Annotated in this window: 8 protein-coding genes; 4 read left to right on the top strand and 4 right to left on the bottom strand. The window is 48.7% G+C overall.

The window, feature by feature from the left end:
- Positions 1–102: 102 nt before the first annotated feature.
- Positions 103–2,835, bottom strand: coding sequence for a hypothetical protein (locus tag L21SP3_RS08905; protein ID WP_123785174.1), 2,733 nt, complete (start codon positions 2,833–2,835; stop codon positions 103–105).
- Positions 2,836–3,447: 612 nt separating this feature from the next.
- Here L21SP3_RS08905 and L21SP3_RS08900 point away from each other — a divergent pair.
- Positions 3,448–3,816, top strand: coding sequence for a hypothetical protein (locus tag L21SP3_RS08900; protein WP_077540735.1), 369 nt, complete (start codon positions 3,448–3,450; stop codon positions 3,814–3,816).
- Positions 3,817–4,004: 188 nt separating this feature from the next.
- Complete coding sequence (locus tag L21SP3_RS08895) at positions 4,005–7,220, top strand: glycoside hydrolase family 2 (RefSeq protein WP_077540733.1); 3,216 nt, start codon at positions 4,005–4,007, stop codon at positions 7,218–7,220.
- An 837-nt stretch (positions 7,221–8,057) separates the two neighbouring features.
- Here L21SP3_RS08895 and L21SP3_RS08890 read toward each other — a convergent pair.
- The 3 genes from L21SP3_RS08890 to gltX all read right to left on the bottom strand — a co-directional run bounded on the left by L21SP3_RS08890 (position 8,058) and on the right by gltX (position 13,134).
- Positions 8,058–9,680 carry an IS1634 family transposase gene (locus L21SP3_RS08890; RefSeq protein WP_077539482.1) on the bottom strand — a complete coding sequence of 541 codons (1,623 nt, stop codon included), beginning with the start codon at positions 9,678–9,680 and terminating at the stop codon, positions 8,058–8,060.
- A gap of 622 nt (positions 9,681–10,302) precedes the next feature.
- The gene (locus tag L21SP3_RS08885; RefSeq protein WP_077540731.1) at positions 10,303–11,427 is read right to left on the bottom strand and encodes a YibE/F family protein; all 1,125 of its coding nucleotides are present in this window, start codon (positions 11,425–11,427) and stop codon (positions 10,303–10,305) included.
- A gap of 72 nt (positions 11,428–11,499) precedes the next feature.
- Positions 11,500–13,134 (bottom strand): glutamate--tRNA ligase, encoded by a 1,635-nt coding sequence (gene gltX / locus L21SP3_RS08880; RefSeq protein WP_161488163.1) that lies wholly within the window; start codon positions 13,132–13,134, stop codon positions 11,500–11,502.
- A 267-nt stretch (positions 13,135–13,401) separates the two neighbouring features.
- On the opposite strand from gltX, the gene L21SP3_RS08875 reads away from it, so the two are divergent.
- A complete protein-coding gene (locus L21SP3_RS08875; RefSeq protein ID WP_077540726.1) occupies positions 13,402–14,073 on the top strand; it encodes a CerR family C-terminal domain-containing protein in 672 nt (223 codons plus the stop codon).
- 23 nt (positions 14,074–14,096) lie between these two features.
- Positions 14,097–15,464: an efflux transporter outer membrane subunit gene (locus L21SP3_RS08870; RefSeq protein ID WP_077540724.1), complete on the top strand. Its 1,368-nt coding sequence runs from the start codon at positions 14,097–14,099 to the stop codon at positions 15,462–15,464.
- Positions 15,465–15,494 lie beyond the last annotated feature (30 nt).

The following is a 15,494-nucleotide window of genomic DNA, read 5'->3' as shown; positions in this document are numbered from 1 at the left end:
TTTGAAGTTTTTCAGAGGGTGCGTTGCAGTCTCATAGCTTCAGTAAAAAAACACTGCCGGTTTGTATGCCGGCAGTGTATTGGGGATATGAATTTTGTAGTTTTATTGTCTCGAAAGCCTTCCGAGCCAGTTCTCAGCGAACTTAGCGAAATCAAGCAGGTCTATTATGTCGTTATCCGCATAATCGTATTCCTGCGGGAAGTTCTCTTCGCTTGAATCAGCGAGCCAGAATTCCATCATCGCATTCAGCTCGGGTTCGTTCAGATAGCTTGTTGTAACCTCATGGGTGTAGTAGTCATTTGCCTCGCCTGCTGTTTCATTGTGGTTCTGGTTCATCAGGAGGTCGTTTTGCGAGGATATATTCGGCCCTATCTGGAATGTATAACTGCCCTCTGCTGTTTGTACGGGGAAGTTAATGCTGTAAACAGGCTTACCGGAAAGCGAGGTGGTTTTCGATATACCGCTTACTGCAATCGCCCCGCCAGGCCCAGTTATGCTCACATCTGAGGGCTGGAATGTGCTGTCTTGAATCGGCGAGGAGAAGCATATCTCTAAGGAACTCAGATACCCGTCCAAAACGCCATCCGGCGAGGTTTCATCCAAAACGAACAGGTCGTCTGATGGGCTGTGGGTGTAGATAGTGCCGTTTTCGCCGTTTTCATAGCCGCTCCCGCCTAAAACAAGAATATTAGACATAGGCATTGTGAGTGCTGGTGAGTACAGAGCGATTCTCCCCCCCGAGCCGCCTCCGCCGTCTTGCTCGCTTACGATTGGCCCGAACCCGCCGTTTGCGGTTATCAGCCCTGAACCGGAGATTGACCCGGCAGTAATCCAGATGCTTCCTCCTGCTCCGCCCCCTGCTGCCCCGAATGAGTGTGAAGGGCCGTTTTTTCCGTTGGAGCTTAAAACGCCGCCGACGCTGAGCTCTCCGCCCACTTTCACCCTAAGCGAGCCGCCGCCCGAACCGCCAAGCCCTGCGTATCCATCGCCTCCGCCTGAGCCGTAATCGCTCGGGCAGTACATTTTCCCGTAGGGCGCGCCGCCAAAGTATGAGCTTTGGGGGTTACCGCCGAAGCCCCCGTAGGCTCCGCCGCCGCCTCCGGCAGGTTCACCTCTCACACCGCTGCCTGCTCCAGGACCGCTTTCATTCGAGTATCCTTTATAATCAGCGGTGAGATAACCGTCCGATTCGACCGTTAAATCTCCTGCTGTTTCTATAACGGCATTGGCATTTAATTCTCCGCCGCTTTCAATCAGCATATTGCCTCCGGCCTCGAGCTCCACAGGGCCATTGCCCTGTAATGATAAGATTTCTCCTCCATCAGCAATGGTAATATTTTCGGCGAATATTTTTTCAGCAGGCACGGCTTTTCCGCCGTTTTGAACCAGCAGATTGAATGATGCAGGCGTATCGAAAAGCGTGTGTCCCTGGAGAATGCTGTTGTTATCCACTGTAACGAGCCCGTAAGTTTGCCCTTTGTTTTTGGCGTAGATTGTGCCTGCCCCTCCTGCATTTCCGCTATTGCCGTGGCCTGAGAAGGCCTCAATATTCCCTGCGAATGTATTACTGCTGTAATAAAGGGCGATTCTTCCGCCTCCGCCTGCTCCGCCGTCTTCTTCTGTAACCACATTTCCTTCTCCGCCGTTTGCCTGAATAAGGCCGCTGCCTGAGAGGTAATCGGAATCAAGCCAGATGCTTCCGCCTGCGCCGCTGCCCGCTGCGCCCCAGTAATGTGAAGCTCCGACTGCGCCGTTGGCTTTTACAGCTCCATCGACAGTTATTGCCCCGCCTGCCTGAATCTTAATGCTTCCGCCGCCTTTTCCGCCTGCGCCGCCTCGTCCATCTCCGCCTCCTGAGCCGAACTGAATGGGCTGGAGGATTGAACCGTAGCCAACCCCTCCGGAATAGATGCTTCCAGGCTCGCCGCCATTGCCTCCGTAGGCGCCGCCTCCCCCCCCGCCTTGAGAATCATTTCTTGTGCCAGTGCCTGCGCCGGGGCCTTCCTGATTGGCGAAGCCGAGATAATCAGCACTTATCTGCCCCCCTGTTTGCACAGTTACGTCTCCGCCAGCATTGAAATAAGCATTTGCCTGAATGATTCCGTCCGCTTGAACTTCAACATCCCCTGCTATTGATCCTTCGGAATAATGCATTCCTTCAGTGTTTATAACAATTCCGCCGGCTTGAACAGTGAGATTGTTCAATGTGAATAGATTCACAAGGGCAGCCTGCGCTCCGTTGCTCAAGCTGAGGTTGAACGGTTCAGGGGTGTGAATAATAGTAGGTGTATTGGTGTTTGAATTGTTGTCCAGCACCACTAAGCCTTCTGATTCATTTTTGTTCTTGGAGTAAATCGTTCCTGCCCCGCCGCAGCCGATTGAGCTGCCCGCTCCGCCGAAAGCTTCAAGCGTTCCTGCGAAACTGCTGCTTGAATAATACAGAGCGATTCTTCCGCCTCCGCCTGCTCCGCCGTCTTCTTCTGTAACCACATTTCCTTCTCCGCCGTTTGCCTGAATAAGGCCGCTGCCTGAGAGGTAATCGGAATCAAGCCAGATGCTTCCGCCTGCGCCGCTGCCCGCTGCGCCCCAGTAATGTGAAGCTCCGACTGCGCCGTTGGCTTTTACAGCTCCATCGACAGTTATTGCCCCGCCTGCCTGAATCTTAATGCTTCCGCCGCCTTTTCCGCCTGCGCCGCCTCGTCCATCTCCGCCTCCTGAGCCGAACTGAATGGGCTGGAGGATTGAACCGTAGCCAACCCCTCCGGAATAGATGCTTCCAGGCTCGCCGCCATTGCCTCCGTAGGCGCCGCCTCCCCCCCCCGCCTTGAGAATCATTTCTTGTGCCAGTGCCTGCACCCGGGCCGCTTTGAGATGGATAGCCTTTCCCGCTAACGTTGATCACTGCGCCGGAGTCTATTGTAACATCGCCGGCAATTGTCAGGTCGATTTTGTTTTCCGGCAAATCGCCTTCAGGATGAGTGAGAACGCCCCCGTTTTCGATATGGAGGCTTGCAAAGCTGTGCTCTCCGGCTGTTTCCAGAATTCCTCCGTCTTTGATTACAACATCCTGACCCTCAAGAGTTGCGTCTTCTGGCGAAAGATATGATGGGTCTATAATGTCATACGCGTAAACAAATGAACACAGAGAAAAACTTGCCAATACAATAAGCGAGATGAACCATTTCATTTTGATTACCCTAAAAAATTAATGGTTGTTAATGTTTATTTAATTATAAGTCGATTTGATTAAAAGAACGAGAAAAAAATAAAAAATAAAATCATTTTTATTCAAAATCATCCGTAAAAACTTTAATAGCAGGGCTTTATAGCTATACAAAATATTCTCAAATCCTGCCATAAAAATTCTTCGTGCCATTGGTGTCCTTCGTATTTTAAAACAAATTACCCGCCCAAAAAATTGTATTTATTTTACAACCTAAGTGAGAAATGGGGGTTAAGAAGGTTGAGGAATTTACTGCATACTGCAGCCCCGTAAATACTGCAAAGGCCTGCATTAAATCCTACAGTTTTTTCAGCAGAATATACAAGGCAAAAACAAAACTGGAAAATGCTAAAGCAAACGGAAACTCAGAAGATAGTAAAAAGCTTCTGGAGGAACTAACTATCCTTGAGGGGGCAATAAATCTTGATAAGATAGACCTTCAAACATCTAAGCAGCTTTTAAATATAGCAAAGAAAGACTTGAACGAAGCAATTGAAAAATTAGGCTATGACCGCCTTGAGTTTATTGAGCCTGGAGAAACCTCCCAAAACGTATATGACATAACAAGCCAATTTAATTATATATTAAAATAATAGCTGGTTTCTTATTCGGGAGTATTGTGGCTCGGCTACATCAGCGGGCTTACAAGCTTTTGGGACGGGTATTTTTTTTCTATTTTTTCCTTTTGCAATTAACCGTTCTTGACAATTACAAGAGGGGTAATAGAATAAAACTGTTTATATCCGTTAGTATAAAAGTTACTTTTTTCGTGAGGTGTTACATGAGACGGTTTGTCATATCCGCATTTATCCTTTCTTTTTGCATTGCAGGGTTTGCCGCTGAAGACTGGCAGAATCAGAAGGTTTTCTCGGTAAACAAAGAAGCCCCCCATTCCACGATGACCCCATTCAAAAACCGCTACGAGGCGATGTATATGAGCCCGGAAAAGGCCGTTTACACCAAATCGCTCAACGGGTTATGGAGGTTCAAATGGTCTGGAAATCCATCCGAAAGACCTAAAGAATTCTACAAGCTGCCATACGACGCAAGCGGCTGGGATTTTATCAATGTGCCTTCAAACTGGCAGCTCGAGGGCTACGGAACTCCCCTTTATTCCAACGTAACATATCCTTTCAAGAAGAACCCGCCTTACGTAATGGGAGAGCCGGACAAGAAATACACAAACTACGAAAACAGAAACCCTGTGGGCTCATACAGAAGGACTTTTACCGTCCCGGAAGGCTGGCAGAACAGAAAAATAGAAGTCTGCTTTGACGGCGTTGATTCAGCGTTTTATCTCTGGGTAAACGGCGAGAAAATCGGCTACAGCCAAGGCAGCAGAACGCCGGCAGAGTTTGACATTACCAAACACCTTCAGGCAGGCGAGAACGTTATCGCAGCGGAGGTTTACCGCTACTGCGACGGGTCTTACCTCGAGGATCAGGATTTCTGGCGTTTGAGCGGCATCTTCCGCGATGTAACGCTGTATTCTGTGCCTCTGGTGCATATCAGCGATTTCTGGGCAAAGCCCGAGCTCTGCGAAGAATACAAAGACGCTACGCTTAATGTAAGCGTTGATGTGGCAAATGAGCTGGGCAGAAAAGCCGAAAAAGCCACAGTAACCCCGATGCTCTTCGACGAAAACGGAGAGATGATATGGTCTGCAAGCCTTACCGCAGAAAATATCACCAAAAACGGAACGTATCTTAGCTTCACAGGCGAGCTGGAGAATCCCGCGAAATGGTCAGCAGAAACTCCAAACCTCTACAATCTCATAATTGAGCTGGAAGACGAAAACGGCAAAGCAGTTCAGGCTGTCCGCTGCAATGTGGGCTTCCGCGAGGTTGAAATCAAAGACGGCCAGCTCTGCGTGAACGGCCAGCCGATATACGTCAAAGGCGTAAACCGCCACGAACACGACCCGCATACAGGCCATTACGTGAGCGAAGAGTCTATGATTCAGGACATCAAGCTTATGAAGCAGTACAACATAAACACTGTACGCACAAGCCATTACCCCACTCGCCCTCGCTGGTACGAGCTCTGCGACGAATACGGGCTGTATGTAATAGATGAGGCCAATATCGAATCGCACGGTATGCATTACGGCAAAGACTCCCTCGCAAAAGACCCAAGCTGGGGTCCTGCCCATATGGACAGGATCAAGAGCGTAGTAGAGCGGGATAAAAACCACCCGAGCATTATTATATGGTCTATGGGCAACGAAGCCGGCGACGGAATAAACTTCGAAAAGGCAAGCGCATGGATAAAGCAGCGTGATGATTCAAGGCCGATACATTACGAACAGGCGCATCAGAAGCCGCATACCGATATCGTTTGCCCGATGTATTCAAGAATACACCAGCTGAAAGAATATGCAGAAAACAACGACGACCGCCCCCTGATTATGTGTGAATATGCCCATGCAATGGGCAACAGCGTTGGAAACCTGCAAGACTACTGGGACACAATCGAGAGCTACGATGTGCTTCAGGGAGGTTCAATCTGGGACTGGGTTGACCAGGGGCTCTACAAAGAAACCGAAGACGGCGAGCCTTTCTGGGCCTACGGCGGCGACTACGGCGACTACCCCAACGATCAGAATTTCTGCTGCAACGGCCTCGTTCTCCCGGACAGAAAGCCTCACCCGCACGTATTCGAGGTGAAAAAGGTTTACCAGAATATCAAGGTGAAAGAGAAGGACGCAGACAAGGGCATTTTCACCGTTCACAACAAATACTTCTTCCGCAACCTTGCTGATTTTGTGAACGCTGGATTCACCGTTACCGAAGACGGCAAAAAGATTGCAGGCGGCGAAATAGAGCTTAAAGACATCCCCGCTCAGAGCAGTGCAGATATAGCCCTGCCTCTAAAGAAAATCAAAATGGCTCCCGCTAAAGAATATATGGTGAAGATCAGCTTCACTCTCAAGAAAGATATGAGCTGGGCAGATAAGGGCTATGAAATCGCCTGGGATCAGTTCAGCCTGAAGAGCGGAAGCTATAGGGCACAAGACCCGGAGCAGTTCCCGGAAATCGAAATGGCAGAAACCGACAAGGAGATTCATTTCTCATCAGATAAGTTCAAGGCGGTATTCTCCAAGCAGACCGGCTCTCTCACCGAATACATCGCAGGCGGTATGAAAGTGCTCCAAGGCGCGCTTGAGCCGAATTTCTGGAGAGTTCCAACGGATAACGACGGCGGCTGCAACGCAGGCGGAAGCAAGATGCCCGAGAGGCTCGGAATTTGGAAAGACGCAGGCAAAAACCGCGAGCTCGAGTCTATAACATACGCCAAACTCTCCGAGACCAAGTTTAGAGTGTCTGCGGACTGGAATCTGCCCGTTAAGAATATCAAGCTCTCTGCGAGATACTTCATCTACGGCAGCGGCGATATAATCGTGGATGCAAACCTTTCACGCAGCAATCAGAACATCCCGAATATACCGAGAATCGGTATGCAGGTGAAGGTTAAAGACTGCCTTGAGAATATGACGTGGTACGGACGAGGGCCGTGGGAAACCTATTGGGACAGGAAAACCGGTATGCCAATCGGAATACATACACAAAACGCTGCCGAGCCGTGGCACGAATATATCCGTCCGCAGGAAAACGGCAACAAAACTGACGTTCGCTGGGCTGCCCTGACAAACAAAAACGGCAAGGGGATTATGGTGCTCGGAATGCCCGAACTGAGCGTAAGCGCTTGGCGGTATTCCATGCAGGACCTCGCAGATGCATCCGAAGAAGGGCATCCGTATGCCCTGCCGGACAGAGACTTCATCACGCTCAACATAGACTACAAACAGATGGGCGTTGGCGGAGACAACAGCTGGGGCGCAAGGACACATCCGGAATACACCATGCCGGGAGGCAATGGGTATTCGTACCGCTTCTGCATTAGGCCTTTCAAGGCATCAAAGAAATTCTTCAGCAGCGAATTCGATGTTAATTCTTTCATAAAGGCATCTCAAACACTGCCTGAGGGAAGCAAGTAAATCTCAAAAAAATAGCAATCGCAAAGGACGCCTCAAAACGGGGCGTCCTTTTTTTATGCTCGGATTCAAATGATTGACATCAAAGATTTCGCAGATTTTAACAAATAGGGGACAGTTACCAATTTTTACTCCGCAGATTCCCGCAGGTTTGTTTGATTTACTACGAAGGCCTTGAAACACACGAAGGGGATATGGTTTTGATGAAATTATTATCCACAGATTCCCGCTGATGCCACAGATTTTATTTGGATTATACCACGAAAAAATGATATTTTATTGGAATTAGTGAAGATTAGCGGCGAGTGGCAAGTGGCGAGTTGCGAGTGGCAAAATCATAAGCGAAAAATCTTTTCTAAAAGAATGCTTAGCGGGTCCGCCACGGCGAACGGTGCTGTAATATGAAGAGTCTATTCGTTGTGTCGGCTTAGCGGGCGGCTTGTGCCGCACCGCTGTAATATGAAAAATCATCCCTCAACGCAATAAGCCGGCGGCACACAGCGGAGGAGCGCAAGCTCCCCGCTAGGATAGCGAAACGTGAAGAGCCGGCGGTAAGCGAAAAGAATGCTAGTGGGTCCGCCGCGGCGGACTCCGCTGTAGTACGGGGGATGTTAAACATTGAGCCTGTCCGCCGCAGGCGGAGAGGTATCGGAGTTATCGGAGAAATGCAAGATATTGGACAGGATTAACAGGATTCGCAGGATGAGATGGAGAAACAGCAAACGTTTTGTGGTTTCCTGACTTCGGCGGTAAATTTTCATAAGTCCATGTCAATAAAGGACTCGATTTTTTGCGCAGGCACTACAAACCCTATTTCGGAAGGTTTTTCGGCGGGTGAAATTACATTTTGTAAGGCGTTGTATTGGTGCTGAGATTAACTGTTTTATAGAGTTTTCTTGCGTCCTCGTTAATCTTTGATGGCAGGACATATCTGCACTCTGTTTTCTTATCCCAGAGTATGCTCAGCTGCACGTGGTTGAGGGCATTTACAATCCTCGCCACAGACATCGGCTCAAATCTCAGCCGAACCCTGTAGGCCAGATTTCTCGCGCAGGTTAGAGCGATAAAGCATATCAGTATATGGGCTTTGATTCGTTTCGGCGTCCAGTGGTATATCGGCCGTATCTTCAGATCGTGCTTGCTTATCCTGAAGCACTCTTCAATCAGCCAGAGCTGCCTGTAATGATCTACTACAGCCGAATCATCCATATCCTTAACATTCGTTATAACACCGTGAAGACCATCAAAATTCGCAGCCTCTTCATATTTCTCTTCATCTATCCGGCAATCTATATCGCCGGTAACACGCATAAACTTCTTGTAGCCGTAGTTGCTTATAAGTGATTTGGGGTTGCTGCTCTTTTCAAGCTTCTCCTGGAGCTTTCTTATAGCTTCATCCCTGTCGTGCTTATTCTTTTTAGCGAGTTTATCGCTGTAGGTAACAATAAGCCTTGTATCTTTGCCGTAATCAAAGCTTCTAAGCGGGGCATTGGATTCTGTAACCTTTGCTTTCCATTTATCAGTGAGGCTTTTAAGCCTCGCTGCCACAATATACTCAACTCCCTGCTTTTCAAGGTAATCAAGATTAGCCTTGCTAAGCATTGCGCTGTCTGCGGTGAAGATAACACGCTTGAGGTTGTATTTCTCTTTGATCTTAGGGATTACAGTATGCAGCGTATGCCCTTCATACTGATTGCCGGGGAATACCTCATAACCTACTGGAAGCCCTTCTGATGTGGACAGAAGACCAAGGACAACCTGCGGCTGATTGAACTTCATATCCTTGCTGTAGCCGTTCTTTTTGAGCTCATCTTCTGTAAATGATTCAAAATAAAGCGTGGTGCAGTCGTAGAAAAGAAGACTTATCTCTTCGCCGAGAAGGCCTTTAGCAGCACTGTGAGCACAGTTTTGAGCCTTGCTGATAATATCATCTGTGATATTATCCATCATACGGTAAACGCTGTCTAAAGAAAGGTTAATGCCGAAGTCTTTGGAGAGATCCTGAACGCTGCTGCGTTTGCTCACTGGGTTTGCAAGCCTTGCCATTGTGATATGACGAAGGTTTTTGCCTGCAGACTCTTTGCGTCTATCGAAAAGATTGTTAAAGCCAAGCTCATTGTAGATGCTGCCGAATACCTCATGGATGCCTGTAGTTATGCGTGCCTGTTCCCTGAGATTCTTTAGATTGACCCGCAAAGGCTTATCATCAATGTTTTTGCGGGCAACTATTGCAGCTTCTGCAAGATGCTCAGGCTTGAAAAGTGCCGGCGTTTTCTCGGCCTCAAGCTTGGCCTTCTCGAATTCGGCAAAATCCTTGAGCCGCTTAAGCTCTTCTTCTGTGAAGGCTGTGCCGAGATGACGAACTATACGCTGACGAGGCTGGTTCTTCTCGTTGCGATAACTCTCTACAATCTGTACCGACTGCTTCGGACTGTTTTTTGATGTCTTTACTCGTATAAACATAAATGCAGATTATACGAAATCAAAACATTGTGTCAAAAAAATAAAAAATTAGGCACTACGAGCGAACCGAACTTAACAAACCCTCATAACAGCCTCAAAACCCACTTTTTGCAGAGTTTTCCACAATCATACCGCCGAAGTCAGGAAAAAGGTCTCAGATTACCGGCGAAGAGGAGCTTTAAGATGTGCTGAGGAATTACTAACCACTAATTCACGCTAATTCTCACTGATGATTTTGCCACTTGCTACTCGCCACTCGCCACACGCCACTTGCCACTCGCCACTTGCCACGAATCTGTCCGCTTGTTCTCCGCCTTCGGCGGACAGGCTTGGCAAAACCATTTACCGCAGTCGGAGAGTAAACGGAGGAAGATTTTTTGGGCGGGTAATTTGTTTTGAACCAAGTGGGATTGGTTTAAACCGCGAAGGGCTCGAAGGGCAGGAAGTTTTGTTATAAATTGTTTTATCGCAAGCTCTTACACTCATAAAAATATCTGTGCCATCAGTGCCATCTGTGGACAAAAAATCAATTGAAACCATATCCCCTTCGTGTGTTTCGAGTGCTTAGTGGTAAAAACACAATAAAGACTGCTCGATCGGGTTTATCATCCCCTATACGGCATTACTCCATCTGTGGTTTGGGTTTGTCTGTTTTGAAAAGCAGCCCTGCGACCACAGCGGTAAACGGGGCAACAGCCACAAGCCCGAAGCTGCCCACGAGCACGTTGAGGATCTCTGCTGAAACGAGCTTCAGGTTGAAAAATTCAATCAGCGGCGTTCCCTGCCCCATATAATACATCAGCATAGTTGTATATCCGCCGGAATAGGCGAGCAGGAGGGTTGTTGTCATAGTTCCGATAACATTCCTGCCCACTCTCATACCTGATATGATGTGCTCGGTGAAGTGAATATCGGGTCTTTTATGCTTGATCTCGTGCATAGCGGAGGATATATCCATCGCCAGATCCATCACCGCTCCGGAGCAGGCTATGAAGATTCCGCAAGTGAATATGGCGTTTAAATCCAGCTCCGGGAAACCTGCATAAAGCAGCGATTCAGCAAACGGACGCACCGCCCCGTCCACACTGAACAGATTCGTGAATACCACCGCTAAAACGCTTGCAAACACCAGCCCTGAGAACGAGCCTGCGAATGTGGCAAGGCCGCGTTTGTTCAGCCCGCCCACGAGGAAGCTCACCGAGGCTGTAAGAGCTGCCACTGTAAACACGGAAATCGGGTATGGATTCCAGCCCTTGAGCATGGCGGGGATAAGCAGCTTCCATATCATAAGGGCAGCAAATATAAACGACAGCAAAGCCTTTGTGCCCGTCCAGCCTGCAACGGAAATCAGAAAAGCAGCAAACATCACAGCAAGCACGATTTCCAAATGAATGCGGTAGTGCCCGCGGGTGTAGGTGGTGGTGGAGTCTTCTTTGTAGCGGTATTCGATGAGGATTGTATCGCCTGTTTCGTATATCTCATCAAACTCCATCCTGCCCTGAAGCTGATTTATTGCCTGAAATATCTCTCCCTTATGCTCCCCTGAGAGCACTTCCACCTCAAGCCGCTGGCTTCCGGTGAGCACGATTGAGAACTGCTGGAGATCGCTGTCGTCAACGGAAAGCACCTTTGCCCTGGCATGCTTTGAGCCGCGGTCTGTGTTGGTTTTGAAGCCTGTGGGCACAAAAAGCAAAGCTGCGCAGCACAGGATGAATTCTATTACGGCAGTTAAGTCTCTATTTTTCATTGTTACCTTTCCAAGAGTTTATGGAAATATACACAACTGCCGCAGAAAGCAAAATTAGAATAATGTTTGTGCTCAGAGCTGATAATCTTCAAGCTCTGCAATTGCCTTGTCTATCCTCTCCAGAACGGCAGATTTCCCGAGCACCTCGATCGAATCGAATATTGCAGGGCTGACGGTCCCGCCGGATAGGGCAGCCCTCAGAGGCTGGGCAATGTTCCCGAGCCCAAGCTCATTTTTCTCGCCGTAATCGCGGAGTGCGCATTCGATCTTATCCGCAGTGAACGGCTCTAAAGCTTCAAGCAGCCCGCGCATATCTCGCAAAACGCCAAGCCCCTGCCAGTCGTTTTTCGCTATCACCTTCTTAACGGCTTTGGGGTCGTATTGGATTTCATTTTTATCAATAAAAAAGAGCCTGCATTTGTCGAGAACGTCTCTGAATGTTTTCGCTCCTCTGCTCAGATCAACCGCCTTTTCCAGCAGCCAGTCTTCCTTTTCCAGCAGGGGGCTTGAATTTTTCTCGAGGAAAGTTTTGAAGTGCCTGAGCAGGGTCTTGCTGTCTGTGCGATTTATGTGCTCTGTGTTGAAGGATACAAGCTTGTCTCTGTCGAAGAAGCTGTTTGCCCTGCCGAGCTTATTGAGCGTGAAGGCGTCTTTTATTTCCTCTTTGCTCATAATCTCCTTATCACCGCCAGGATTCCAGCCCAGAAGAGCAACAAAATTGAGCACAGCCTCAGGCGTGTATCCGCTTTTCACAAAATCACGCACGTTAATCTCCGGCAGCTTAACGCCGAGGAAATCTGCAATCTGGTTTACAGCATCCTCATCGGGCACGGCCTTCTTCTTGAGGAATCTCTCAAGTTCTTCTTCGCTTATCCCGCCGGCAGCGGCAATCTCTGCTTTGCTTTTTTCGCTCGCTTTAACAGCTTTCCGAAGTGCGTTCGGCCTCTCCCGCTTGCTGAGCTTCCCGCCGGTATCGCTTACGGTGAGGGAGATATGGGCATACTCCGGCCTGTCAAAGCCGAGAGCCTCCTGCAGGAGGATATGCCCTGGGGTGTTCATAAGGTGTTCCTGCCCTCGGATAATATGGCTTACTCCCATAAGCGCATCATCAACCACAACAGCAAAGTGATAGGTGGGGAAACCGTCGGATTTGCGGATTATGAAATCTGATATCTCCGAGGGATTAACAGACACTGTTCCGCGCACCCTGTCTTCAAACACGATCTTTTTATCCTGCGGGACAGCAAACCGCACAGTAACGGGCCTTCCCTGCTGGCGCGCCTTTTCAGCATCCTCTTCGGTTGGCAGTTTCTCGGGGGTTTTGTATATAAACCCGCCGCTGTCTTTCTCAGCCTTCTCCCGCATTTCTGCGAGCTCTTCAGAGGTTTCAAAGCAGTAGTAGGCCTTTCCAGTTTCCAGAAGACGGGCAAGGTGTTTCTGGTATATATCCATACGCTCGCTCTGGAGGTAAGGCCCGTTTTCACCGCCCGCTTCGGGGCCTTCGTCCCAGTCTATACCAAGCCAGCGGAGGTCTTCGAGAACCTGCTTCATAGCTGTCGAGGTATTGCGTTTCTGATCGGTATCTTCTATGCGGAGGATAAATTTTCCGCCTGTCTTTCGTGCGTAGAGCCAATTGAAAAGAGCGGTTCTCGCTCCGCCTATATGTAAGTAGCCCGTTGGAGAGGGGGCGAATCTTGTAACTGTCATAATAAAACCTGCAAAATACAATAAAATTCCAGCTGCTTTGAAAAAGGGCATTATATTCAAAAAGGTCTGTTTGGAAAGTGCGTAAAGGTTGGAGGGGGGTTATATGTTAGAGGCACTTTTGCGCAACGCTTTATTAAACCGCTGAATAGACTGATTTCCCAGTAATAGATGCTTTCTGCGATTTTTTTTAAAATAATTTGAACAATTTCAAATCAAACGCATAATTCAAATAAGCATTTGAAACAATCGTTTAATCGAAAGAAAAATATGTCTAAGGATCATAAAGAGGTTAAAGAAAGGCTGATAGAGGCCGGAATGGAAGAGTTTTCCGAAAAAGGGTATCGCAACGCCACTATAGCCCGGATATGCAGCCAGGCGGATGTGAATATAGCTTCGGTAAACTATTATTTCGGCTCTAAAGACCGCCTTTATCAGGAGGTTTGGCGGAGGGCTTTCGTAATAGCCCTTGAGAAATACCCCCTCCACGGCGGTCTCGGCGAGGACGCCCCTGCCGAGGAGCAGCTCCGGGCATTTATTCAGGCAAAGGTTTATCAGCTGCTAAACCCGGGCAAACTCGGGGCTGCGGGAAAGATACTCTCAAACGAGCTCAGCCAGGAAACCGAAATCCTGAAAGAAATAAAGCACGAAGTAATCCTGCCCATGGCAGAGCTGCTTGAAAGCATAGTACGCAAAATTCTTGGCTCAAATGCCAATGAGAGTCAAGTTAAGCTCTGCGCAATGAGTATAATCAATCAATGTATAGTTCTTGGCGTAATGAATGCAAAAGGGGCTTTCGGCCCTAAAAACATATTCTCCGGTGTAATACCAGACTCCCAAAACCGTGAGGAAGGGCTTGAGAAAATTGCCGAACATATTTACCAGTTTTCCCTTGCCGGCATAAGAAAGATTGCAGAAAATTGCCCAGAGCATAAAGATTAGTTTCGTTAAACCGGAAAGCAAATATGAGAATAACAATTTTATCTCTGCTCGCCGCTGTTTTTATTCTTGCAGGCTGCGCAGTAAAATCTGCGGATAAAATAGAAACCAGCGGGCAGATTCCAACGGAATTCAGCAGCAGCGGGGGAGCAAAGCTGCCTGAGAAATGGTGGCAGCATTTCAGCGATGAAAGGCTTAGCGGACTGATAGAAAACGCACTGAAGGATAGTTTCACCATACAAGCCGCCTACTCGCGTATGGAACAGGCGAGGCAGGCCGCTGTCAAAGCAGGCGCGGGGAAGCTGCCGGAAGTGAGCTATTCAGCTCAAGGCTCGCGAAGCAGGAGCGAGGCAATGGGACAAACTGCTTATTCGAATCAGTTTTCCGCAGGGCTTCAGGCCTCCTATGAAATAGACCTCTGGAAACGAATTGATTCAGCTCAGAAGGCAGCTGAGAAAAACTTTGAGGCAAGCAGGCAGGATTTGATTGCCTCAAAAATCAGCCTCACCGCTGATATCGCACAAACTTGGTATGCCCTGAAGGCGGGGATTCTCGAAAAGCGGATCATAGAAGAGCAGGTTCAAACCAACCGCAAATCACTGGAAACTGTGCGAATGCAGTATCGCCAAGGGATGGCAAGAGCCTCCGATTTGCACAGCCAGGAGAGGATCCTTGAGGCCGCTCAAGGCAGGCTGATAAATGCAGAGAAAAACGTTAATCTTCTGGAAAACCAGCTTGCTGTTCTGCTTGGCAGAGAGCCGAAGGAGTTTTCCGCTGCACCGGATGCAGAAATCCCCGAGCTCCCGCCGATTCCCGAGGCCGGAATACCCGCTGAGCTTCTCAAGAGAAGGCCTGATCTAATCAGCTCACTGAATGCGGTTCGAGCGGCAGACTATTCAGCCGCCGCAGCTATCGCTCGCCAGTATCCCTCGCTCACTCTAACCGGCTCGGTATCCGGAGCAGACAGCGATATTGAAGATGTTTTCGACAACTGGCTCGGCTCGATTGCCGCAGGGCTTACAGGGCCGCTCTTCGATGCAGGCAGCCGTGAGGCAGAGGCCAACAGGGCAAGGGCTGTGCTGCAGGAGCGAATCAGCATATACCGTCAAAACGTGATTAGAGCTGTGAAAGATGTGGAAGATGCGATTGAAACCGAACAGCGGGAGAAAGAGTATTTCAGGAGCCTGCAGAGACAGCTCGAAATAGCACAGAAGAATACAAAATCTGTAAAGCAGCAGTATATAAACGGACAGCAGGGATATATATATCTGCTCAATGCAATCGAAAACCAGCAGGAACTCGAGGTTTCGCTTGTAAATTCAAGGCTCAATCTTGTTAAGGCAAGGATCTCTTTATGCAGGGCACTTGCTGGAGGCTGGGAGCAGAGCAGCTGATAATTTGGCAAAATCAAACAGGGACATAAG

Origin of the sequence: Sedimentisphaera cyanobacteriorum (genome assembly GCF_001997385.1) — a bacterium.
GTDB lineage: Bacteria > Planctomycetota > Phycisphaerae > Sedimentisphaerales > Sedimentisphaeraceae > Sedimentisphaera > Sedimentisphaera cyanobacteriorum.
This window is presented reverse-complemented; position numbering and strand designations above follow the sequence as displayed.

What these genes read in the sequence shown, in the direction of transcription:
- L21SP3_RS08890 (WP_077539482.1), bottom strand. Translation starts at nt 9,680, where the DNA reads ATGTTTATACGAGTAAAGACATCAAAAAACAGTCCGAAGCAGTCGGTA.
- L21SP3_RS08870 (WP_077540724.1), top strand. Translation starts at nt 14,097, where the DNA reads ATGAGAATAACAATTTTATCTCTGCTCGCCGCTGTTTTTATTCTTGCA.
- gltX (WP_161488163.1), bottom strand. Translation starts at nt 13,134, where the DNA reads ATGACAGTTACAAGATTCGCCCCCTCTCCAACGGGCTACTTACATATA.
- L21SP3_RS08885 (WP_077540731.1), bottom strand. Translation starts at nt 11,427, where the DNA reads ATGAAAAATAGAGACTTAACTGCCGTAATAGAATTCATCCTGTGCTGC.
- L21SP3_RS08900 (WP_077540735.1), top strand. Translation starts at nt 3,448, where the DNA reads ATGGGGGTTAAGAAGGTTGAGGAATTTACTGCATACTGCAGCCCCGTA.
- L21SP3_RS08905 (WP_123785174.1), bottom strand. Translation starts at nt 2,835, where the DNA reads ATGATTCTCAAGGCGGGGGGGGGAGGCGGCGCCTACGGAGGCAATGGC.
- L21SP3_RS08895 (WP_077540733.1), top strand. Translation starts at nt 4,005, where the DNA reads ATGAGACGGTTTGTCATATCCGCATTTATCCTTTCTTTTTGCATTGCA.
- L21SP3_RS08875 (WP_077540726.1), top strand. Translation starts at nt 13,402, where the DNA reads ATGTCTAAGGATCATAAAGAGGTTAAAGAAAGGCTGATAGAGGCCGGA.